Genomic DNA, 19,874 nt, shown 5'->3' on the forward strand with positions numbered 1-19,874 from the left:
GAGTCAGGCGCGGGCGACGCCGGAGATGTAGACTGCTTGTGCGGTCGGCAGCTTCATTTGTGTTTCTGAGCGAGGGGCCTTACACATGTGGCTGGAGCGGCGAGAGCGGCTACGTCCTCGTTGACGTAACGGCGGACCTTTCCATCCGGTGGCCACGGTTGATGCGCTGGATCAGCTGGGCGGTGTCCTGCTGGTTCAGGTTGTTGAAGTTGTAGACCTTCTGCTTTCGGCTCGACGTGGACGAGGCGGTGATCACGGCACCGGGCGTCCAGGCGGAGAGAGGCCGGGTGGATGCCGAGAAGGCTGATGGTGAGGGCGAATTCGACATCGGAGCCTCTTAGTGTTCGAGTCGTTCCAGGCGGGCGTAGATGTCGGCGAGAGCGTCTACGACGGTGCGGTTGTTCAGTTGCGGCCAACCGGCATACTGGCCGGCGTCGCGCTGCCCCTGGCCACAGAGTTGTTCGCGGATGTCCTTCACATCGCTGCCGATGGGGCCGCAGAACGTGGTGATGAATTCCTTGAGTTCGGTGACTTCTGCTGCGCTCATCGGCGCATCCTCTCCATCGATGAAAGCCTGGACATCCCAGCGAAACTCGGCCATGTCGATGCCGGCGGGGTCGATCTTTCCTTCGGTGCTGTATTCGCGGTGGGCCACGCAGTCGTCGGCGGTTCGGCCGATGCGGCGCAGGATGGCGGCACAGCCGCGTTTGTAGGCGTCGAGTTGCGCTGGAGTCCAGTCGGTTCCGTCGCCTCGAGAGACGGCTTCGATACCGATGACGTGGTAGTTGGCGTTGTTGGTGGGCCAGCCGGGCCAGGACCCGCGGCCGGCGTGCCAGCAGACTCCGGCCGCGATGACGCGGAAGGTGCCGTCGCGCTCCAGGACCAGCTGGGCCAGGGGGCCTTCCAGGTCGTGGCGGCCGTATTGGACGATGCGCCAGTCGTCGGTGCCGCCGCCGGCGGTGTGGTGGCAGAGCACGCCGCGCAGGTCGGCGAAGTCGCCGTGGCCGCGGTCGCGCCAGCCTTCGTGTTCGATTACTCGTAATCCGGCTTCGCGCAGGACATCTGCGAGCCAGACCGGGTCACCTGTCCATGACATGGCAGTTCTGCCTTTCCCGATCAGGTCAGGTCGAAGGAGACGTAGGTGTTCACACCGCCCTGGACGGTGGCGTTGACGGCCCAGATGCTCGACGTCGAGTTGGTGATCTGAACCCAGATTCGGTCGCCGGGCACCAGATTCACCTGGGTATCGGGGAGCGTCAGCGATGCGGTGTTGTTGGTGAAGTCGGCCGACTTGACCTCGGCGTTGTTCCGCATGAGCATGACGTGCAGGGCGCCTTGGGTGGACGCCCAGTTCGCGGCCAGCTGGATACGGCAGCGAACATTGGCGGTCACCGATCCATTGGCGATCAGCTCGTCATTGGTGATGTCCGAACTGCCGTAACCGCTGCGGGCTGTCCAGCCGGTCAGCTTCAGATTGGTGGCTCCCGCCACCACCTGCTGGTCGGCGACCTTGTCCATGCCCATCGGCATAGCGGCGGCGGGCGCGATAATGGTGAAGGGCATCAGGCTGTCACGCCTTTCAAGCTCACCTGCAAGCCCTTACCGGCTGGGCTGTCCGCGGTGGTGATGTTCACCGTCAGCCGATCACCGGTGGTCAAGGCCCACGGCCCGCCGGTGGTGACGGTGGTGTCGACGGCATGATTGGCGGCGGCGATCGTGGTTGAGGTGCCCGCGATGGCGGTGCCGTTCCTGCGGAGCTCGACAACCAGGTTTCCGGTGCCCGCGGTTTCACCGCGGAACGTGATCGAACTGATCGAGATGTTCCGTTCGATCCGCACGCCTTCGGGCATCACAGTCCCGGCTCCGGCCGCACGAGTTCCGGTGTGCGACTTGAACGCGATGTCGTATACCTGGCCCGCCGAGGTCGGCGGGCGCGGGTCGGACAGGCGCGCATCGGTCGTCGCCACCGCACTCAGCGCTGTGCGCGCGGCAGCGGCGTCAACGGCGGTGAGCACCGATCGGCCGACCGCCGTCGCATCGGACAGCTGAGCCGCCGGATGCGTATGCGCGGTCGGTGTGCGCGCATTGGTGAGCCGCGGATCATCTCCTGCGACAGCGGTATCGGCCGTAGCGCCGATCGTGGGCGGGAAGGTCGACGGCTTGCCGGTGATACCGGCCCAATCGGTAGTTCCCGCGGGACCTCGGATCACAACACCCTGGCCATTGGGCATCCACCCGCTCGCAGCCGCGTGGTACACGTACAGCAGCCCGTCCGCCTTCACCACGTACTGGGCGCCTTCCTGCGGCGCGGCGGGTAGCTGCGCATAGGTGGCAACCGATCCATCGATGTGGATGCCGGTTCCACGTTCACCTCGAACGACGGCGTTCCCCGGGCTGGCCGGAACCGGCGAGACGAGCGTCAGGTCGACGAGCCCCTGCGACCCCGTATCCGGGTTGGCCGGGTCGGGACCGGGGATGTACTCGGATACCGTGAAGTTGAATGGCTCCAGGGCAATCGGCTCGCCGTCATAGTTCACCTCGAACGACACTCGCCAGGTCCAATCACGCGGATTGGTGTCACCGCTCGGTGCGACGAGCCGGATTCCGCGCTGGCCTCGCCAGGTCAGATACCCGAATTCGTCCAGCTCGCAGACGTAATGGTTGGGGAGCTGCACATAGGTGGCGGGCGCGGGCTGCGCGCCGGCGACGAGGATCTTCGGCGCGTCGGCGGTGAAGGTGATGGTGCCGGCGAGCGGCGGGAACTCGGGCAGGTCACCGATGTCGGGACCGTCCGCGATATTCGCCAGGAGACGCCCGACGACCTTGCCGTATTTCAGTGGGGGCAGATCAGCCATGGATCAATGCCTTTCGAGCAGCGGGCAGCCTCGATGGGCATGCCGAGAGCGGATTGTGTCTATTCAGCGGGCTTCTTGCAGACCCAGAGCAGCGCGCCGTCCTGGATGTAGGCGACCGCGCCCGCGAGATCCGCGACACCGCGCAGGGTGTTGTTCAGGTCCGCGCCGGGCGGCAGTGGCAGCGAATCGAAACGCAGTAGGTGCGTCTCGTCGGCCGGCGCGGTCGGCTCGCCGGAGTGGCTCCAGAAGGTGACCAACTTTCCGAATTCCGTTTTCGTCCACAGCAGTTCGCTGCCGGCGGGAACGAGGGCCTCGCTCCATTCCGGGCCGACGTCGACCTGAAGCCGGAAGATGCTGGTCATCGGACCGGCTCCGCGTACACGATGAGCTGGGCGCCGGTGGTGTCGACGGTGAAGGAGTTGCCGCCCTTGACGCGCTTGGCGACGACATAAAGCGTGATGGACTGGTTCGGCTGGACCACGCCGAAGTCGGCGGTCGGCGTCGGCGGGAAGTCGAATCGCGGGCCGATCAGGACCCAGTCCCAATTCTGGATGTCGTAGCCGTATCCGTAACCGACGAGCTGGCCGTCGGGACTGCCGATGCACACCGCCACATCGCAGCGGGTGCCGTAGCCGTTGCCGTTCGCGGGATTGACACGGACCTGTCCCCGCACCTGAGGCCGCCATCGGGTGGGCTGGCCGGGAATCGTGATGGCGGCCAGTACTTTCGGCTCATTGAGGCTGGTGCCGCCGCTGAACTGGTTCTTCGCGATGGCCCAGGGTCCGCCGAGCCGGGGGCTGGGGACGGGCACGAACTTTCCCAGCGTCGCGTCCCAGGACAGGATGTAATCCTGAGCGAGCGAATGATCGTCGTCGACGAGCACATCCGCCGCGTTCTGGATGCGTCCCGGGCCACCCGCATCTCCGATATCTCCGGGCACACCACGAGGGAAGGTGATTTCGAGGTTCTGGCCAGGCGTCGTACCCGTAATCCGTGCGGACGCGGACGACCCCGGCGCTGCGGCGACCGCGGTACCGGTCAGGACGTTGGCGGGACCCGCCTTCCCCGCTCGGCCGAAGGCCTGCCCGAGCGCGATGAATTCGAGTCCGGTCCAGTAGTAGACCGCGTTCTCGGAAGCCACTCGCCAGGCCGAGCGGGCGTCAGCGGTGGTGAGATTCAAGGCACGCAGGGCGGCGACATCGGCGATGTCGCCGCGCCACTGCCACGGCCAGGCGGGATCACCGTCGGGACCCGCGGGTCCGACAGGCCCCTCACGTAGCTCGACGAGCGCCTCCCGGTCGACCAGCTCGAGCGGATTGACCGTGTACGGCAATCCGACCGAGTCGGAGACGCCGCGCATGGTGATCATGATGTTGTCGTCATAGACGACGCTGTTCTCGGTCATGTTCTGCTCCGGGATCACGACGCCGTCACCGGCTTGGCCCAGCACACGATCTGGGCGCTGTCCTGCTTGTAGGAATAGAGGGAATCGCCGTGGTTGCGACGCAGCACCACGCACAGGGTTACCGCCTGGCCGGCGGGCACGACACCGACGGTGCTGTCGGGGGTCATCGCCCGCGCACCGTAATAGGGCTGGAAGTAGCAGTAGCCGTCGGCACCGAAGGGAAAACCGGCCCCGAGAGCGACGATCTGGCCGATTGCGGAGCCCAGACGCACTTCGGCGTCGATACGGGTGTTGAAGCTGCCGATGCCCTCGTCCGTGAACACGAGCACACCGCCCGCGATGACGGGCCGCCAGTCCACGTCCTGAGCCGGAATGTTCAGCTGCGCGACGGTATTGGGTGTGGTTCCGACCTTGGACTGCGACGCGGCGAACCCCGGGCCGCCATCCCACGCCTGTGCACCCATGACGGACCACGGTCCCCGAGAACCAGGAAAGGGCCGGCCCTGCCAGCGATTGCTCGCCGCATTCCACAGCGGCACAGAACCATTCACGTGCGGGCCGTCCGCATAGTCGGGGGCATTGCGGACGGGCCCCGGACCGCCGGGGTCTCCCTTACGACCCTTGATGCCCTGCGGCACAGTCAGGTTCAGAACAAGGTTGGGATTCGTGCCGGAAACCGCGACCTGCAGATTGGATCCGGCAGGCCCCGTCGCAACGGTGCCGATGGTGATGCTACACGGCTGCCCTTCCGGACCGGCGGCACCGAACGCATCGGTGAACGACTCGAAACTTGTTCCGTTCCAATACATCAGGGTGTCGGTCGCGAGCACCCGCCACGCCTTGCCCGCGTGCGCGAGTCCCAGTTTCGAGGACAGTGCGGTGAGCGCGGCCTGGTCGGCGATATCGCCTTCCCACCGGAAGGCCGCGGCAGGTTCGCCCTGCGGCCCCGCCGGTCCAGTCGTGCCGGTCATCAGTTCGAGGGCTCCGTCCCGTGGCGTGCCGTGCAACGACTGCACGACCCCCGCGGTTCCGATCCCCTCGTCGATGCCCCTGATCAGCGTCGATTCGAAATATTCGCCTACTGTGGACATGTCACCTCGTTCAGATGGGCTGGGCATGGACGACCAGGGACGCCTGGCTGCGCGAGAAGCCGATCTTGCCGCTGCCGTCGCCGACCCGGGCCACGCTGACGACCAGGTTCGCCGGTTGACCGGCGGGCAGCGTGGCGAAGGTCGAGCCGGGTGAGAGCGTCTTGACCGCTTGATCGTCTCGATAACTGGTGAACAGCGGAAGGTACAGATAACCGCCGGTGCAGGGGCGGGTTGCCGCCAGGACCGCGCCGTCCCCGTTGCTCAGCCGTACGGTGGCCTCGACCGATGCGCTGGCGCCGTACACGTACAGGTGCCCCTGCACTACCGGCCGCCATGCGAATGGCTGTGCGGGAATCGTGAAGTTGCCGAGCGTGATCGACGCGGCATCGATCTCCTGGTCCGCGGCGAAGTCCTCCTGGAACCACGACCACGGCCCTGTCCCCATCGGCGGCGGCATCGGCCGGAACTTCTGGGAAGCCCGATGGTAGGCGAACACCGAACCGGGGCCGGGGCTGGTCGCTTTGTCATAGTCGGGCGAATCGGCGATGGCTCCAGATGTTCCGGCCGGTCCCTTCGGGCCCTGCACACCGGCCGGTGCTGTCACCTTCGTCTGCTGTTCCGCGCCCTTGCCGCTGAAGTCGACCGCCGGAACGGTCAGCTTCGGATCATGGATGGTCCCGGCCACGGTGATCGAATTGGCCGGTGCGAGCGGGCCCTGCGGCCCGACGGCGTGCGGGGAATGCCGCCAGCCGGCGCCATCCCAGACATCCATGCCGTCGTCGTCCATCCGATGCCACCAACTGCCGCGGTCATCCGCGCCGAGGCCGGTCGGGCGCGCGGCCGCATCGGGAATCGCACCCATCTTGCGGAAGGTGGTGCGAGGCCGCCCGCGCTGGCCTCGCGGTCCAGCCGGACCGGCGGGCAGCGGCAGGTCGGCTACGTCGTCGGCGACCGCGATATTCGCGGTCAGGATCGGCAGCCCGTTGATGTCGAGCCCGCGATCCACGGTGAGGTGGGCGGGAAATGTACTGTCCGCCATAGTTTTTCTCCTCTACGGGTGAATCAGAAGATGAGCAGGTCGAGGTCGGCGCCGACATCGGTGGACAGGTCCTTGATGGCCGCGGCGAAGCGGCCGAGGCGCTGCCAGGCCTTGACGACCGAATCCTCTTCGTCGGATCCGTCGCCGACGGTGATGTGCCAGATGCCCGGGGTCTCGCGGTCGTCGGTGAAGGTCAGCTCGGTGACGTAATCGGTGAAGACGTGCTCGCCGACCGCGAAACCGATCTGATCGCCGAGGCCGAAGTCCCTGCCCAGCAGGTAGGGGGCGTTGTCCTCGATGGTCACCTTGTGGCTGGTGTAGCCGCGGGTCAGGTGCAGGCCCTGCCGGGCGGCGACCAGGCCGTCGAGGTTGAAGGCCTTGTCGCTGCCGGTGATGTACAGCTCGCGGAAGGCGTACGGTCCGGCACGGCGGGCTCGCTCCATGTCGCGGTACACCATCCAGGCGAGGAAGACGTCGTTGAGCTGGCCGCGATACAGCCAGCCCAGTCCGATCAGGGACAGCAGTCCCTTGATGACGACTTCGATGCCTGCGTTCACCCAGCCGGGGGAACGGCCACCGATGATCACATCCGTCGCGGTCGGCTTGTGGAGGGCGATTTCGGATGCGCCGATGCCGGAATACTCGCCTTCGAAGTACCACACCCAAGGGAAGTTCTTCGTGGTTCCGAACTTGCCCGGCTGCCCGTAGACGGCCTCGTACTCGGTAGTGGAATCGAACTTCGGGTAGCGGATCGGAGTGGTGCCGTCATCGGCGAATTCCTCGATCCACGACTGGATTCCATCCAACAGCGTACCCGTGCTGCCGGTGACACCGGACTTGTCGACAGTCTCCAACACCACCGTGGGCTGTTCGAGGAAGAAGTACTCCGGAGCCGGCTGCTCGTCCTCGTCCGGCAGGAAGAACCGGGCCGTGAGCATCACCCCGGAGTCCTCCAGCATGGGCTGGAACAACTTGTCCGCCATATCGAATCGGGCGGATGCGGCGCTCCACCGACTGGTGTCGTGCAGCGGATCGACCGGCACGACAGCGACCGGGAACAGTGTGTTCCCGACATTCCATTTCGGGGAGTTGACGCCATCTTCCGGAGCCCAGCCGGGAGCCTGCAACCGCATCAGGTTCATCGACAGATAGGTGGTCACCAGTGTGCGGACCGGCCCGAACAGGATGTGGTGGCGTGGGAACTGCGCCAGCACCGGTGCGAACGGCGAGGCCCAGCAGCAGATGGTGGCGATGTGGTTCCAGCAGTGGATGGCCTCGATGTCGACGGTTTCGACGCCGTTGTCGTCACGGACGAGGGAGGCCTTCGTGATGTAACCGTCCCACCGGAAACCCTTGGTGTTCACCGTGATCGGGATGGTCGCGTCCTCACCATCCGGGTTGTTGAAGAGGTGATCGAAATGCACCATGTCGCGCGGACAGATCATCTTCAGACCGCCGGCGGAGTTACGCGGATAGGTGAACTCCAGCGAGAGGTAGCTGTGCTCCTCCCCCACTTCTTCCATGAATTTGTTCCAATAGCGCACCAGCACATCAGGATTGCGCGCCTGTTCCTGATCGATCAGGAACTGTTCGTCCATGCGCCGCACTTCGTCGTGCGGATCCCAGGTCCCCGCGCTCATCAGAACGGCCTCGAGGATCGCGGCGTCACGGTGGCGACAATGCTGGACGCGGTGCTCCCGCCGTCGACTTTCACCGTGATGTCGGTGGTGCTCCACGGCGACATCGACTGCAACCACCGCCGGCCCGCGAGCTGCGCCCACACGTTCACCGGCTGCGAACTCGCCCCGTTGTACAGGCGGGCGGTGCGGTGGCGTGGATGGGTGTCGATCCGCAATGTCTGTCCCGCTGTCAGGGTCGGTGTCTGCACCATGCGCAGCAGGTCTCCGCCGACCGGGTCCAGAATCGACCACCGTCCCGGACCGTTCATCGTGTAGCGCGGCCAGACCTCCTGGTCTGCGGCATTGCGCACTCGCACAGTGCCCTCGCCGAGACCGGAGGTGTTGGTCCACACCGCGTTCTCGTCGAAATGCCGCTCCAGCGGATCCATGGCGGTGGCAGACATCTTGTAGGCGGCCAGGGCATTTCGCGCCGGGTCGACGTCGCCGACCGGTTCAGGTGCGGAGTCGAGCTGGGCCTGCTGGAACCGCCAGCCCTGGTGGCGCGTGTAATAGCCGACGGTGACCGGCTTGTCCGTGGACCAGCCGCGCATCCACGCATCGTGCACGGCGTGGAAATCCCGGATCGGATCCACTCCGGCGTTTTTCGACGCACCGGAGATGACGACCAGGAAATCCCATTCCTTCTTCGACCGCACGGAGCGGACGAAGGTGGCGCCGTCCTGTCGCGCGCCCTCCGAAACCAGCAGTTGCACAGGCGCGAACATGAATCCGGTCTGTTGTGACAGCCGCACGCCTTCGCGTCCGGAGTTCACGCCGGACAGATGCCACACCCGGCCGTTGACATCCCACACGACCACCTTCGTGCCGTGGGTTTCCAAAAGTTGGTGGGTCATCGCCCGAAACCTCCTCCGCGTTGCTGGGCCACAGCCCGGCGTCGGCGGACCCGTTCGACCGCGATGGTCGCGCTCTTGGGGTCCGTGCCGTTGAAGTTGTAGATATCGCCGCGGACGGTGTGCCCGCCCGGGCCTTCGGCCAGATCGGTGAGACCGAAACCGGTTCCCACCAGCTCCTTCACCGCATTGCCCGCCCACTGGATGGGGCGCGTGAATTCCTCGGCGATCGAACCGCCGATCATCGAACCCAGGATCGAGCCGACAGCGGGACCGAGCGCGGCGGCCGGCCCGAGGAAGGGCGCGATGATGGTGCCGATCGCGGTGCCGACAGCGCTGCCCGCGGTCGGAAGCGCGCCCGAGATCGCTCCGGTGAGTCCGCCCAACAGGCCGTGCTGTTGCACGCCGGTGATCGCGTTCGAGAACGCGCTGACGCCGACTTGCTGCGGATCAGTCAATTGGGTTGCGGACGGGGAACCGCTTGTTCCAGTGGGACTCCACTCGATACCGGTCAGGTTCTTGATCCAGTAGCCGAGCGTGTTGGTCCAATTCTTTTCGGGATCGGCGGCGCTGTATGCCTGACCGATCGGCGTCAGCAGCGACTTCGCCAGATCGGCGAATGTTCTCGGAGCCTGCGGGCCCAATACCGGCGCCAGCAGCGTGCCCAGATCGCCGCCCACCTTGTCGGCGGCCAAGGTGACGAGATCCGTGAAGTTGCCGCCGTGCGGGTTGTACTGGTGGATTTCCTCTTTGGGATCCTGCAAACCAGATGGACCCGTACGGCCGGTCAGCGCATCGATCCAATTCAGGCCAGTAGAGTTCGGCACCATACGACTTGGCGCACCGTCTGCATCGGGGATGAAGCTGCCCAGCGAGAAACCGTCTGGCACCGCATCGGTCGGCACCAAATGCTCCGGCGTGAAGAGCGCCCAACCTGCCGATGTGCCGAGTTTCGGGTTGGCGGCCACGTACTCCCACCGACTGCCATCCGGATTCGTCTGCCCGATGATGTTGCCGCTGCCGCCAGTGGTGGCAGCCGGACCGGCTGTCTCCACCACAGTGCCGCCACCGCTGGTCGGTTCCGGAGCGGAACCACCGTCTCCGTAATCCGATCCCGCTCCGCCGGGTGCGGCCCCGGCCGCGCCTCCGGTACCGGTCACGGAACTGGCCTGTCCGCCACCGAGTCCGGCCTGCACGGTGAGTGAGGTGCTCAGCTGACTGCCGAACTGGGATCCGATCAATCGGCCCAGTTGCTCGCCGATGACAGGCGCGAGTTCACCGGCCGGTCCGAGGGCGGGGGCGATGGCCGAACCCAGCACCTCGCCCAACCGACTGCCCGCCGCAGTGGCCGCACCGCTGATCCCCGAGGTGAGAGCAGCTGCGAGAGACACCAATTCGCTGGTTCCACTACCAGCCGAATTCGGCTGGCCGGCACCGAGAATCCCCAACGTCGCGGAGGGAGTGGCTTGCATGGATGCCGTCATCGGCACCGCGGCTCCGGAGTCGGTCAGACCTTGATCACTCTGTACCGATGTGGAGGCGGCCGAACCCGGTCGACCAGCGAGCAAACCGCCCGGTCCGAACATGGGAGCCAGGGCCGATCCCAGCGCGGCACCGGCCCAGGATGCCGCGTCCACCGCGGCATTCCCCATCCCGCCCAGCGTGTCCGCGATGACGCCCTGGCCGAGCAGATCACGCCACTGGTTCGGATTACTCGGCGCGGCCGTACGACTCGCGTCGGCACCTGCGAGACTCGGGAGCAGTCCCGCCAGGAAATCGGCAGAAGGCACCCAACCGGAGTTGATCGCATCGAGTAGCGACAGCGCCTGCGCGGCCGCGTCGGCATTGACCACGTACTCGCCCCGAGAGGCGGCGAGATGAACCAAGTCGGAGGACGGACCGCCGGAACCCGCGACCAGCCCTCCATCGGCAACTGTATCGCCTGGCTTGAAGACGAGGCCGCCGCGCGCACGGCGCACCGGATTCTGCCTATCGAAGACCGAATCATCCTGGTCCTCTGGGTCTACCGACCCGCCTGTTGGTCGTCCTCCCCCCTTTGCGGGGTTGAGCAACGTGGTCTTCGCGCTGAATTTGACGATCCGGGTCTCGGTCTCGTCGCCCGTCGTATGGTCCCGGAACAGGTTCAGCGCCTGCATCGCGACCCGGTCCGCGAAGAAGTTCGGCACGTGGCCGAGCACCTCTTCGAACGCGTGGGCCAGGGCGGCGAACGGGCCGGAACGGCCGACGAGGGAGTTCGGTGCGCTGGAACCGTTGTCGGAGACCAGAATCGGATCCTGGTCCGGAAGCGTGACGAGAGAGGTCCCGGGAGTGGGACCCCCTTCCCAGAGGGCGCCGCTGGGGAGCGTGATCCGCTTCCCGGGAGCCGGCTGCCCGCTCGTCGTCATCGCGAGAATGTCCGGCAATGTCATCGCCGGTGGGCGTTGCTTGTCCACAATTCACATCCACTTTCTGGGCCGAGTGCGCCCGAGCTCGCCCACCGGCGAGGAACTACTCACTCCAGCCGAGGAATTCGTTGATCCGGTCGACGCCCATCGCTGTTCCCACGCGTTCACGGTCGGACTCGAGTCCCGGCCGTGAGATCCGCTCGGGACGGTTGCGCCCGTTCCTGGCGTCGTCGCTCTTGGACCACACCAGCCAGCGCAGGCAGTCGGTCATCTCCGCGAGCAGATGTTGCTCGAGCCGCCAGCGATGGTCTTCGGGGTGCATGGTGCGCATCAGTGCCGAGTCGGGCGGCAGAAATTTGACTATGGCCCACAGGTCGCGCCAGCTCAGCGCTTCACCGCTGAGTTGACGCAACCGCAGGCCGAGGGCAATCAGGTCGTATTCGATCGCCTCGGAATGCTCTTCGAGAAGGGCATCGAGGCTCAGGATTCCCCCAGGCTGATTCCCGAATGCGCGCGCCATGCCTCCAACATCTCGTGGTAGGCGTCCGGATCCATATCATCCAGGGCAGCAAGCGCTTCGGGCGAGACCGCCAGCTCCATCAGGGTGTACATGGCGTCCACATCGCCCAGGCGGCGGATCCGGCGGACCAGACCCGGCTTGAGGTAGGTCAGGGACGGCAGTTCGATGTCGATGCCGTCGACCTGGTAGCGGAAGTTGTCCTTCACCTTCGTCGGAGTGGTGATCGCGATGGGGGCTTTCGGGGAAGTCATTGGTACACAGACCCTTTCGTTGCGTTGTTGTGGTTTTACGAGAAATACGGGGCATTGCTGAAAGGCCCAACGGCGGCGGCGGGCCTGCGCATAGGTTTGGAATGACCGCCGCCGTTGGGGGCTTTGCAGGACGGCCTGGGCCGTCGTCAGACAGGGTTCAACCCCGAGTTACGCGGGGTTGTCACCCCGTCGTGGTGTTCGACGGTGAATACCGTCGGAATCAGGCGGCCTTGATGCCGTCGTCCAGGTAGCGGTACGCCTTCACACCGGCGTCGTCCTTGAAGGCCTCGACGCTGATGGTGAAGCCGGCCAGTGCATTCGACACGAACTTCTTCTCGGTGACCGAGGTGATCTTGGCGTTCGGCAGCACGATGCGCAGCTTCTTGTCCTCGGTGACCATGTCGAAGATCCACGAGCGACGCGGCAGCGGCGAACCGGTCTCCTTGACCTGGTACAGCGCACCGGAGGTGGAGGTGGCAGCGGTCGGAACGACATTGCCCGCGCCGAAGACCTCGCTCAGCACGTCCTTGTCCCACACCGCATACAGGGTCAGACCGAAACGCACAGAGTGCTCGGTCTGCAGCTGCGCGATGATGTCGGCGTTCCAGTCCTTGACAGACTCGATCTTGCGCTCACCCATCGATTCGATACCGTCCTCGGACACATAGCCGAGCGCCTTGAACGCGGGATCGATGGTGCCGGCCGCACCGGTCGGCAGCGCGGTAGCCAGCGGCGCCACCAGAACACCGCCGGTAACAGCGATGTTCGGGGTGCCGGCGCCAATGTACTTGCTAGAGGGCAGAGCCATTTTCGTTATCTCCCTTGGGATTTGCGCAGGCCCTAGGGATTGGTTATTCAGTTTCGACTGCCACAAGCTCGCAGTCAGGCGAGAACTTTGCCCCGCACAATCAGGTCGGTGACAATCGTGTACCGCGGAGCGGCAGTCACCGGGTCAGTATCGTTCTCTTCGCCGACATCCTCGACGTAGTCACACCAGACGGTGCCGATGTACCCCGGTGCAGCGGAATTCACGATCCCCCGCACCTTGGCCGCCAACTCCGCGGCACCACCGGCATCATCGACGCACTCGAACAGGACTCGCGGACGATCCAGGATCAAGTGCGCACCCCGGTGCCCCTCCCGATCCTCGACATCCAGCCGAGCCTTCCAATCGTTGCGAGATACCCGAACCCACCGCGCTGGGCGCGGATCCGGCACTCTGACAACAACACTCGCGGCATCGGACGCCGCCGAGAGCTTCGCGGTCAAAAACCCTTGCAAGGCATTCTCGATGTCAGAGAACAAAACCTGCTCAGCCACCGATCATCCTCCTTTCAATTATTCGGAGAATCTCCGGATTCAACCGAGGTGTCATCCTTCGCAGCACCCTCTTCCCAGAGCAAATATGTGCGATAAAGAATTGAGTCGAGGAGCGCATACTCCTCATCGGCGGGTGCACGATATTTACTCTCCGCCAGACCCCACGATCCCGGCAACAACTTCATATAGAGCAAACGCAGGGCCAGCGCCTTGCGCCCGACGTCCAAAGTAGTGATAGCGATGAGAATCGGTCATTTCTTCGACAAGCCTTTCACGACACCGTCCCAGAACACCGGCTAACGGGCTCATCGCCGAAACCGAGCTCGCTCCCAACTGCATAAGTTCAGCCTCAGCACTCCTGATCAAGCGATTCGACGGAAATGCCTTGTAGAACATCGAAAAAGAGGCCCAAATTGTTTAGATCTTCGGGGTCGAGGAGGCGAGGGTCAACCACCAATGGCAAATTTCGCTTCTTCTCGAGAACGATTACCGAGTAATAGAAATCGAACAACCCCGACGATTCCATATCACCCTGCAGCAATGCAATCACCCCTTGAAGAATCTTCGCAACGCCTGCGACTTCATTTTCCCACCCAATCCCGGGTTTCGGCTCGAAAACGAGTGTCGTGTAGGCGTCGGCCTGGAGCCTTTCATTGATTGACTCGTCCACCTCCCGATGATGGTCGAATGCCGATATATTCCATTGACCACACGCATATGCCGTCTTCGGCGTAGCAGATTCAACCCGACACTCAAGGATGCAGGCAAAATAGTTCGCCAATACCTCAGCGTTACCCAACGATGTGTCGAAATGATACGAAAGTGACATTGCTTCTCCCGCTACGGATACAGTTGTATTATCCGGCCATCTTTGACGGCCAATACTTCTTTGAGATCAGCGACAGGTTTCCTGTAGAGAATTGCCGCAACATCCGCAGGACCAACCCTTGTCTGGTCCAAGTTCAAGACAATCCGGCGAGCTTGCTCACCGCTTACCTTCTTCGATATGCCCTTACGGACCTGATCAATATTGCTTGACGACGGAGCTAAACAGTCAAAATAATCTCCTTCGATCAGATAGTCAGGATTCTTTACCCGACCTGTGGAAGTGATTACGGGGCCGGGGTTTTGAAGAATGTCGTACCCATGCTGAGCCAGAACATGCGCAGATTCCTCCTGAATACGAAGATTCCGCTTCTTCTCAGTACTTCCTCGTGGATCCACCTCGGGTTCTCCCCGGGCCTTACGGTCGGGATCTGGATCCAACGAAGATACCGTCCGATCTGGGTCTCCACCAGATGTGTCGTGGCCACCGTTGCCACCGCCGCCGTTGCTCGGTCCCGCCTTGGCTTCATCGGCATCGATGCTTGGTCTAGAGGTACCTCCGCTTGGCCGGTCCGTCGAGCCATGTCCAGCACTGGATACCGGTCCTTGGGGAGGATCCGGAGGCTTCTTGCCGCCAAGGTCAGCGCGGTTACCGTTCGCACCGTGAGGACCTGAAGAATTCTCGACAGACCGGTATACGGTTGCCTTTGCAGGGGCCAGATCGCCTTCCTGGCGGCCAACAACGACGATCATGCCGTCTGTCGTGACAACTAATCGAGGAAATTTCAGTTGGGGTAGCCATTTCCCTGATTGGCCGATTGGCTCGTTCCACCACTTATTGAATTGCTGCTTCCATTCTTGGAAGCGATAAGGTGTTGTACCCTCAATTGTTGCGGTCGACTGAATATCGGCCGGTTTTACACCTTGAGCGCCTAATGGATGGTTGCCGGTTTGTGGAATTCTGGTGACAGCCGACGCATCGACTGATCCGGAACGGCCGAGGCTGGTTGCATCCGCACTGCGGGAGGCGGCTTTTGTCACCGCATTCGCGGAGCGAGTCATCGCGGCTTGGACGCGGGATGCGGTGGCAGCGGCTGAGGTTTGGACGGCTTGGATTGCCGAGGCCGTTCGAATGGCTGCGTCTTTTGCGGCCGTTGTGGCGGCTTCGCGGGTTGCGGTGCGGGCGGCTGTTTCGACGCCTCGAGTCCCGGCGCCGCCGCCCTTTCCGAGGCCCTTTGTCGGCGCGAAGAGAAGAAAGCCGCCGAACAACGCCTCACCAAAGGTTTTAGCCGGGTGTTCGCTGGCGCCTTCGAGATCGGTGTTCAGGAGCAGTTTCGAACGAGAGTTGATGCTCTCAAATCCGGCTCGTTGCCATACTTGGACCACGGCATCGCCGAAACCGATCTTGCCCGCGGCGAAATCGTATGCTGCCTGGCCGGTAGCGACCGCAGTCTTGAAATCTGCCACATTGACGTCGAAGAGTCCTTTACCCAGGCCGACCGCCATTCCGAGGGCGATTCCGGTGATGGGGTCGAGGACGATGCCCTTGCCGCCGAACTGGATCTGTTGGGTGGGTAGGTTCGGGTTGTAGCCGAGAAGGTTGCCGAGCTGGTTGATGTTGCGGTTGGCACCGCTGGACTGTCCGATGCTCTTGGCGAGCTCACCGATCTTTCCGGCGATGCCGGTGCCGATATTCCAAGTCGTCGCGCTGATCTTTTCGCCCAGACTGCGGGTGTCTGCGGGCAAGACGAATCTGGTGATGTCGCCGCTTGTGCTGATATCGACTGTGGGTCCGCCGACGTACTTGACACGAATTCCGGTTCCCGTGGGCAGCACTTCGATGGTGCCGCTGGTACCGTGTGCAGCGTCGTGAAAGGTCTTCTTCAGATTTCCCTGTCCGTCGCGTTCGAGCCTAATATCGAGCTGGCCGTCACGTGTCCAGGACCAATCCAGAACACCATTCTTAAAGGCTTTTCCACCGATCCAGTTGCTGTCCTTGTCAAAAACATTGACGCCACCGTCGAACTCCACCTCACGACGTCCGGTCAGCGGGTCTGAGTAGTCGATGACCTCTTTGCCGTTGCCGTCCAAGTATCGCCGGCCTGGTTTGCCGGAGGCGTTGAGTGCCCAGCCATTGCCGAGACTGTCCCATTGGCCAGCGAATTCACTGACCACTCCGCCATTCTTACCCGGTTTTGTCGTTGAGTACGTTTCGTTGCCGAAGTTGTCGATATGCTGGTTGTTGTACAATCCATAGCTGTTGGGGATCGCGATATCGGTACCCACCCGATTGCCGCTCGCGTCGTAGGAGGGAGTAACGATCCTGTTGTGGTCGGACATCCGGAATACGATCTGGCTCGGCAATCCCGCTGGCGAGACGCCTGGATCGAACAACTGCTGATAGACCAGTCCGTCCGGGGTGTCCTTGCCCTCGTAGAAATGTGAACCGTTCGCGTTCAGCGTCCAACGCTGGTACCCGCCGATGCCGTTCCACACGACGCGGCTGCGGGTGACGCCGTCAGGGCCGTAAATCTCCTGATCGACCGATTGGTTGCCGTTTCCATGTGGGATGATGTTGTGCCGGAGCTGCCCGTTCGGCAGCACATCCCACCAGTCGTCGCCTTCCTTCTTGCCGGTCGTGTCCGGTGGCGCCCAAGGGTCTCCGTTCGACACGGTTTCTAAGGCGCGGGGCAGCCATGGATAGCGTTGCTCTTTGCCACCCTTGTCCGGATATCCCCCGTTCTTGGGGGAATTGGGCGGGGCGACAGTCACTCCTGGAATCACGGGGTCCGCCAGCGGAGGCGAACCATTCCACGGCATGGTCGCTGTCGGCTGACTGCCCGCGTTCGAGTTCCCTCCAGTTGGCGCGGTACTACCAGCCGAAGGACCGTTGCTCCCAGCAGGATTCGGCACCGTCACACCCGGTTGGGTCTGGTTGGCCTGATTTTCCTTCTTGGCCTGCGCAGCCGCCCGCTCCGCGGCCTCCGGATTCGATTCGGCTGGCGGGGCTGGCACCGGACCTGGTTGCGCAGCGACCGTGGGAGAATTCGGTGCACTGGGTTGTGTGGTAACTGGTGGAGCCGCCGGTGGGGTTGTCGTAACCGGATCACCGATCGGTGAAGCCTTCACTGGGACGGTGGACGATGTCAGTTTCAGATCGTCGGTATTACGGATTCGGCTGAACTTGGCTACCGCATCCTCGGGACTCTTGACCGAATAGTTGAAGACCCGTGGCGGTGTCACGGTGTCAGCACTTGTGTTCTGACCTGTTGGCATGGAATCGATCAGGCGGTTCCACGCGGCGGCCCGAGTTCGGACCCAAGATGGGGGCTCTGGGGCGCCGGTGAATGTGATCGCCATGGCTATTCCTCAGGGGAATGGCGGGCATCGGTGATGCGCTGGCGGAGCTGGTCGACGAGGGCGGCGTAGGCGTCGGTTTTGGTGGGGGCTTCGGAGGCCAGGCCGCGGGGGTGGGTGGCTACCCAGAAGCCCTCGTCGGTCTTGGTGACCTGGATGTCTTCCAGGTTGTAGAAGTCCTCGGGGTCGGGGGCTGGCCAGTTGCCGGCGGTGTCCTTGGTGATGTGGATGCCGGTGTCGAAGACGCCGGGCTGGCCGCCGGGGGTGGGGGTCCAGCGGATTTCCTCGAGTTCGGGATGGACGCGGACGCCGCGCTTTACGAGGTATTCGGCGACGCGCACGGCCTGTTTGATGCTCGTCACGGTGGGTTCGGCGAGTTTGCGGCCGACTTCGGTGCGCCATTCGGGGAGGTGGATGACGGAGAGTTCTTCGGCGAGAGCCTTGACCTCGGGGGACAGTTCGTCGGTCTGGCTGGTCTCGGAGAGCTTGCCCGAGAGGGACTGCTGGATGAGGGCGAGGAACTCGGGGGTGACCAGCTGGCCGGTATCGGTTTTCACGTACTCGGAAGGGGGCTGGTGGTTGCCGAAGTGGATGGATTCGACGATTTCCTTGTCGGGCATCGGGTATCAGGACCTTCCGGAGGCATGGAGCGACACCGGGCCCTGGGAGGCCGCGGGATCGGTGAGGTGGGAGGGTCCCGCCCCCACTCACAGGGGGACATGCGGGGGCGGGACCCATTGCGCCCCTTGCGCTGCGACCGGCGTCTGCGACCACTGTTGATCTGCGGGAGACGGGCGCGCTGAAGGGGCGGGCATCCGACGGCCGGTTGCCGTCAGAGTTCTTCTTCTAGGTTGGGCGGGATCTTGTAGTTCGCCTGCGGCGGATCCTGACCCGGGACGTGGAGGCGGAGGAACGCGAGCAATTCGTCAATGTGCCGTTGCAGGGCGCGGATCAGACGGATCGCGTCACGGAAGCGGCGCTGATCGCTGATCGCCTGATCCTCCAGGGCCGCAACACGTTCGCGGAGCTTCGCTACCTCGCGCGCCTGCCAGGCGGTGACGGCGGCGATGATGGTCGCGATGGCGGCGCCGACCGCCTGGACCAGATCTGGACTGACGGATTGCTGCATCTCAGCCTGCACCGTCCCCTCGCACCACCGGAATCACGGCCGGTCTGATCGCCGCACCTGCGATCACGGGCGTGAACAGTCCGTAGATGGTCAGGACAGCCTCGATCCAGTCGGTGCTGATCTGGCGGCCGAGCAGGTAGGCCACGACACCGGTGACCGCCACCAGGACCGATCGGATCAGGGCTGGTTCGGGAGCCTTGGTGATTCGCATGATTCTTCCTTCTGACGAGCTGGCCAGGTCGATAACGAGAGCTGGTTACAGGCCGAACAGCGGCAGGATCAGCGGAATCAGGTCGGCGATCAGCTTGATGATGTCTTCGGCGATGGTGATCACTGGGTTCACCCCCTCTCGGGATATCGGTTGAGGATGGCCGCCAGGCGATCGCAGTAGCCGCCGGCGACATAGGCGGTGGTGTGTTCACCACCGAGTAGGTAGCCCTCCATCGAGGCCGCGGCCTTCGACCAGAGGTCCAGGATTCGGAGGGGATTGGTCCAGGAGCCGAATTGCACTGCTTGCCAGCGGTTTCTACGGATGCGGTCGGCCAAGTCCAAGGTCCAGCCGCCCATATCGGCGACACCGAACGCGGATACCGAGTCAGCGAGGGTGCGAAGCGGCGAGTCGGCTGGGCACGAAGTGATGCAGTCCGAGGGATTCGCGACCTCCCAGATCGGGAACTCGTCCGGCCAGCGGTCGTGGCGGCCGGCGATCCCGAATCCAACAGGGTTCGGGTCGATCGAATCACCGTCCATGCGAAGCGGATTGGCGATGTTGGCAGCCCATGCGAGCTCGCAGTCCGGATACTCGCCACGCCCCTTCGCCTCGAGGAACCGGGTGACAACCTCCGCGCCGAGGCTGTAGCCCAGGAGGCCAACTTGATTGGGTGTGGCATGGATTGCCTTCACCAGAGCCGCGACGCCCTGGTCGATGGATTGTTGTTCGCTGCAACCGAGGAGGTTCCGTTGCGGGTTGGCGGGGCCGATGGCGGCGGGGTACTCGACATCGGGGCCGATTTCGTACTTCGCGGAATCGAGTTGCCTGGTCACGTTCGCGAGCATGTTCGCCGGGGACCCGTGGGGTTCGCCCGTGCCACGGCAGGTCAGGACTGTGATCACGCGGAGTCGCCTTTCGGTCCGGTGGATAGCGGAC

Annotated in this window: 21 protein-coding genes; all 21 read right to left on the reverse strand. The window is 63.8% G+C overall.

Features of this window, described 5'->3' with window-relative positions; all coding sequences use genetic code 11:
• Positions 1-109 precede the first annotated feature (109 nt).
• The 21 genes from ACFV4K_RS25750 to ACFV4K_RS25850 all read right to left on the reverse strand — a co-directional run bounded on the left by ACFV4K_RS25750 (position 110) and on the right by ACFV4K_RS25850 (position 19,771).
• On the reverse strand, positions 110-328 hold the full coding sequence (locus tag ACFV4K_RS25750) for a hypothetical protein (protein ID WP_379278325.1): 219 nt from the start codon (positions 326-328) through the stop codon (positions 110-112).
• Positions 329-337: 9 nt separating this feature from the next.
• On the reverse strand, positions 338-1,096 hold the full coding sequence (locus ACFV4K_RS25755) for an N-acetylmuramoyl-L-alanine amidase (RefSeq protein ID WP_379278326.1): 759 nt from the start codon (positions 1,094-1,096) through the stop codon (positions 338-340).
• Between the two features lie 20 nt (positions 1,097-1,116).
• On the reverse strand, positions 1,117-1,563 hold the full coding sequence (locus tag ACFV4K_RS25760) for a hypothetical protein (protein WP_379278327.1): 447 nt from the start codon (positions 1,561-1,563) through the stop codon (positions 1,117-1,119).
• Complete coding sequence (locus ACFV4K_RS25765; protein WP_379278329.1) at positions 1,563-2,855, reverse strand: hypothetical protein; 1,293 nt, start codon at positions 2,853-2,855, stop codon at positions 1,563-1,565. The genes ACFV4K_RS25760 and ACFV4K_RS25765 overlap by 1 nt, the downstream gene beginning before the upstream one ends.
• Before the next feature lie 59 nt (positions 2,856-2,914).
• The gene (locus ACFV4K_RS25770; protein WP_379278331.1) at positions 2,915-3,217 is read right to left on the reverse strand and encodes a hypothetical protein; all 303 of its coding nucleotides are present in this window, start codon (positions 3,215-3,217) and stop codon (positions 2,915-2,917) included.
• A complete protein-coding gene (locus ACFV4K_RS25775; protein WP_379278332.1) occupies positions 3,214-4,260 on the reverse strand; it encodes a hypothetical protein in 1,047 nt (348 codons plus the stop codon). Before ACFV4K_RS25775 ends, ACFV4K_RS25770 begins: the two co-directional genes overlap by 4 nt.
• A gap of 14 nt (positions 4,261-4,274) precedes the next feature.
• Complete coding sequence (locus ACFV4K_RS25780; RefSeq protein ID WP_379278333.1) at positions 4,275-5,351, reverse strand: hypothetical protein; 1,077 nt, start codon at positions 5,349-5,351, stop codon at positions 4,275-4,277.
• A gap of 10 nt (positions 5,352-5,361) precedes the next feature.
• Positions 5,362-6,390 carry a hypothetical protein gene (locus ACFV4K_RS25785; RefSeq protein WP_379278335.1) on the reverse strand — a complete coding sequence of 343 codons (1,029 nt, stop codon included), beginning with the start codon at positions 6,388-6,390 and terminating at the stop codon, positions 5,362-5,364.
• A gap of 23 nt (positions 6,391-6,413) precedes the next feature.
• Positions 6,414-8,030 (reverse strand): phage tail protein, encoded by a 1,617-nt coding sequence (locus tag ACFV4K_RS25790; protein WP_379278336.1) that lies wholly within the window; start codon positions 8,028-8,030, stop codon positions 6,414-6,416.
• Complete coding sequence (locus tag ACFV4K_RS25795) at positions 8,030-8,923, reverse strand: phage tail protein (RefSeq protein ID WP_357088250.1); 894 nt, start codon at positions 8,921-8,923, stop codon at positions 8,030-8,032. Before ACFV4K_RS25795 ends, ACFV4K_RS25790 begins: the two co-directional genes overlap by 1 nt.
• The gene (locus ACFV4K_RS25800) at positions 8,920-11,106 is read right to left on the reverse strand and encodes a hypothetical protein (RefSeq protein ID WP_379278338.1); all 2,187 of its coding nucleotides are present in this window, start codon (positions 11,104-11,106) and stop codon (positions 8,920-8,922) included. The genes ACFV4K_RS25795 and ACFV4K_RS25800 overlap by 4 nt, the downstream gene beginning before the upstream one ends.
• 322 nt (positions 11,107-11,428) lie before the next feature.
• A complete protein-coding gene (locus tag ACFV4K_RS25805; protein WP_379278340.1) occupies positions 11,429-11,845 on the reverse strand; it encodes a DUF5361 domain-containing protein in 417 nt (138 codons plus the stop codon).
• Complete coding sequence (locus tag ACFV4K_RS25810; protein ID WP_379278341.1) at positions 11,806-12,096, reverse strand: hypothetical protein; 291 nt, start codon at positions 12,094-12,096, stop codon at positions 11,806-11,808. Before ACFV4K_RS25810 ends, ACFV4K_RS25805 begins: the two co-directional genes overlap by 40 nt.
• Before the next feature lie 220 nt (positions 12,097-12,316).
• On the reverse strand, positions 12,317-12,904 hold the full coding sequence (locus ACFV4K_RS25815) for a hypothetical protein (RefSeq protein ID WP_379278342.1): 588 nt from the start codon (positions 12,902-12,904) through the stop codon (positions 12,317-12,319).
• A 74-nt stretch (positions 12,905-12,978) separates the two neighbouring features.
• Positions 12,979-13,416 (reverse strand): hypothetical protein, encoded by a 438-nt coding sequence (locus ACFV4K_RS25820; RefSeq protein ID WP_379278344.1) that lies wholly within the window; start codon positions 13,414-13,416, stop codon positions 12,979-12,981.
• A 349-nt stretch (positions 13,417-13,765) separates the two neighbouring features.
• A complete protein-coding gene (locus ACFV4K_RS25825; RefSeq protein WP_379278346.1) occupies positions 13,766-14,086 on the reverse strand; it encodes a hypothetical protein in 321 nt (106 codons plus the stop codon).
• A 170-nt stretch (positions 14,087-14,256) separates the two neighbouring features.
• Positions 14,257-17,601 carry a hypothetical protein gene (locus tag ACFV4K_RS25830; RefSeq protein ID WP_379278348.1) on the reverse strand — a complete coding sequence of 1,115 codons (3,345 nt, stop codon included), beginning with the start codon at positions 17,599-17,601 and terminating at the stop codon, positions 14,257-14,259.
• Positions 17,602-17,603: 2 nt separating this feature from the next.
• Positions 17,604-18,218, reverse strand: a complete 615-nt coding sequence (locus ACFV4K_RS25835) for a hypothetical protein (RefSeq protein WP_379278350.1) — start codon at positions 18,216-18,218, stop codon at positions 17,604-17,606.
• Positions 18,219-18,430: 212 nt separating this feature from the next.
• Positions 18,431-18,727: a hypothetical protein gene (locus ACFV4K_RS25840; protein ID WP_379278351.1), complete on the reverse strand. Its 297-nt coding sequence runs from the start codon at positions 18,725-18,727 to the stop codon at positions 18,431-18,433.
• Position 18,728: 1 nt separating this feature from the next.
• A complete protein-coding gene (locus ACFV4K_RS25845) occupies positions 18,729-18,938 on the reverse strand; it encodes a hypothetical protein (protein ID WP_379278352.1) in 210 nt (69 codons plus the stop codon).
• 128 nt (positions 18,939-19,066) lie between these two features.
• Positions 19,067-19,771 (reverse strand): PE-PPE domain-containing protein, encoded by a 705-nt coding sequence (locus tag ACFV4K_RS25850; protein ID WP_379278354.1) that lies wholly within the window; start codon positions 19,769-19,771, stop codon positions 19,067-19,069.
• Between the last annotated feature and the right edge of the window lie 103 nt (positions 19,772-19,874).

The organism is Nocardia sp. NPDC059764, assembly GCF_042732555.1.
Lineage (GTDB): Bacteria > Actinomycetota > Actinomycetes > Mycobacteriales > Mycobacteriaceae > Nocardia.

What these genes read in the sequence shown, in the direction of transcription:
- ACFV4K_RS25780 (WP_379278333.1), bottom strand. Translation starts at nt 5,351, where the DNA reads ATGTCCACAGTAGGCGAATATTTCGAATCGACGCTGATCAGGGGCATC.
- ACFV4K_RS25805 (WP_379278340.1), bottom strand. Translation starts at nt 11,845, where the DNA reads ATGGCGCGCGCATTCGGGAATCAGCCTGGGGGAATCCTGAGCCTCGAT.
- ACFV4K_RS25830 (WP_379278348.1), bottom strand. Translation starts at nt 17,601, where the DNA reads ATGGCGATCACATTCACCGGCGCCCCAGAGCCCCCATCTTGGGTCCGA.
- ACFV4K_RS25750 (WP_379278325.1), bottom strand. Translation starts at nt 328, where the DNA reads ATGTCGAATTCGCCCTCACCATCAGCCTTCTCGGCATCCACCCGGCCT.
- ACFV4K_RS25785 (WP_379278335.1), bottom strand. Translation starts at nt 6,390, where the DNA reads ATGGCGGACAGTACATTTCCCGCCCACCTCACCGTGGATCGCGGGCTC.
- ACFV4K_RS25810 (WP_379278341.1), bottom strand. Translation starts at nt 12,096, where the DNA reads ATGACTTCCCCGAAAGCCCCCATCGCGATCACCACTCCGACGAAGGTG.
- ACFV4K_RS25835 (WP_379278350.1), bottom strand. Translation starts at nt 18,218, where the DNA reads ATGCCCGACAAGGAAATCGTCGAATCCATCCACTTCGGCAACCACCAG.
- ACFV4K_RS25775 (WP_379278332.1), bottom strand. Translation starts at nt 4,260, where the DNA reads ATGACCGAGAACAGCGTCGTCTATGACGACAACATCATGATCACCATG.
- ACFV4K_RS25815 (WP_379278342.1), bottom strand. Translation starts at nt 12,904, where the DNA reads ATGGCTCTGCCCTCTAGCAAGTACATTGGCGCCGGCACCCCGAACATC.
- ACFV4K_RS25760 (WP_379278327.1), bottom strand. Translation starts at nt 1,563, where the DNA reads ATGCCCTTCACCATTATCGCGCCCGCCGCCGCTATGCCGATGGGCATG.
- ACFV4K_RS25845 (WP_379278352.1), bottom strand. Translation starts at nt 18,938, where the DNA reads ATGCGAATCACCAAGGCTCCCGAACCAGCCCTGATCCGATCGGTCCTG.
- ACFV4K_RS25795 (WP_357088250.1), bottom strand. Translation starts at nt 8,923, where the DNA reads ATGACCCACCAACTTTTGGAAACCCACGGCACGAAGGTGGTCGTGTGG.
- ACFV4K_RS25755 (WP_379278326.1), bottom strand. Translation starts at nt 1,096, where the DNA reads ATGTCATGGACAGGTGACCCGGTCTGGCTCGCAGATGTCCTGCGCGAA.
- ACFV4K_RS25840 (WP_379278351.1), bottom strand. Translation starts at nt 18,727, where the DNA reads ATGCAGCAATCCGTCAGTCCAGATCTGGTCCAGGCGGTCGGCGCCGCC.
- ACFV4K_RS25770 (WP_379278331.1), bottom strand. Translation starts at nt 3,217, where the DNA reads ATGACCAGCATCTTCCGGCTTCAGGTCGACGTCGGCCCGGAATGGAGC.
- ACFV4K_RS25765 (WP_379278329.1), bottom strand. Translation starts at nt 2,855, where the DNA reads ATGGCTGATCTGCCCCCACTGAAATACGGCAAGGTCGTCGGGCGTCTC.
- ACFV4K_RS25790 (WP_379278336.1), bottom strand. Translation starts at nt 8,030, where the DNA reads ATGAGCGCGGGGACCTGGGATCCGCACGACGAAGTGCGGCGCATGGAC.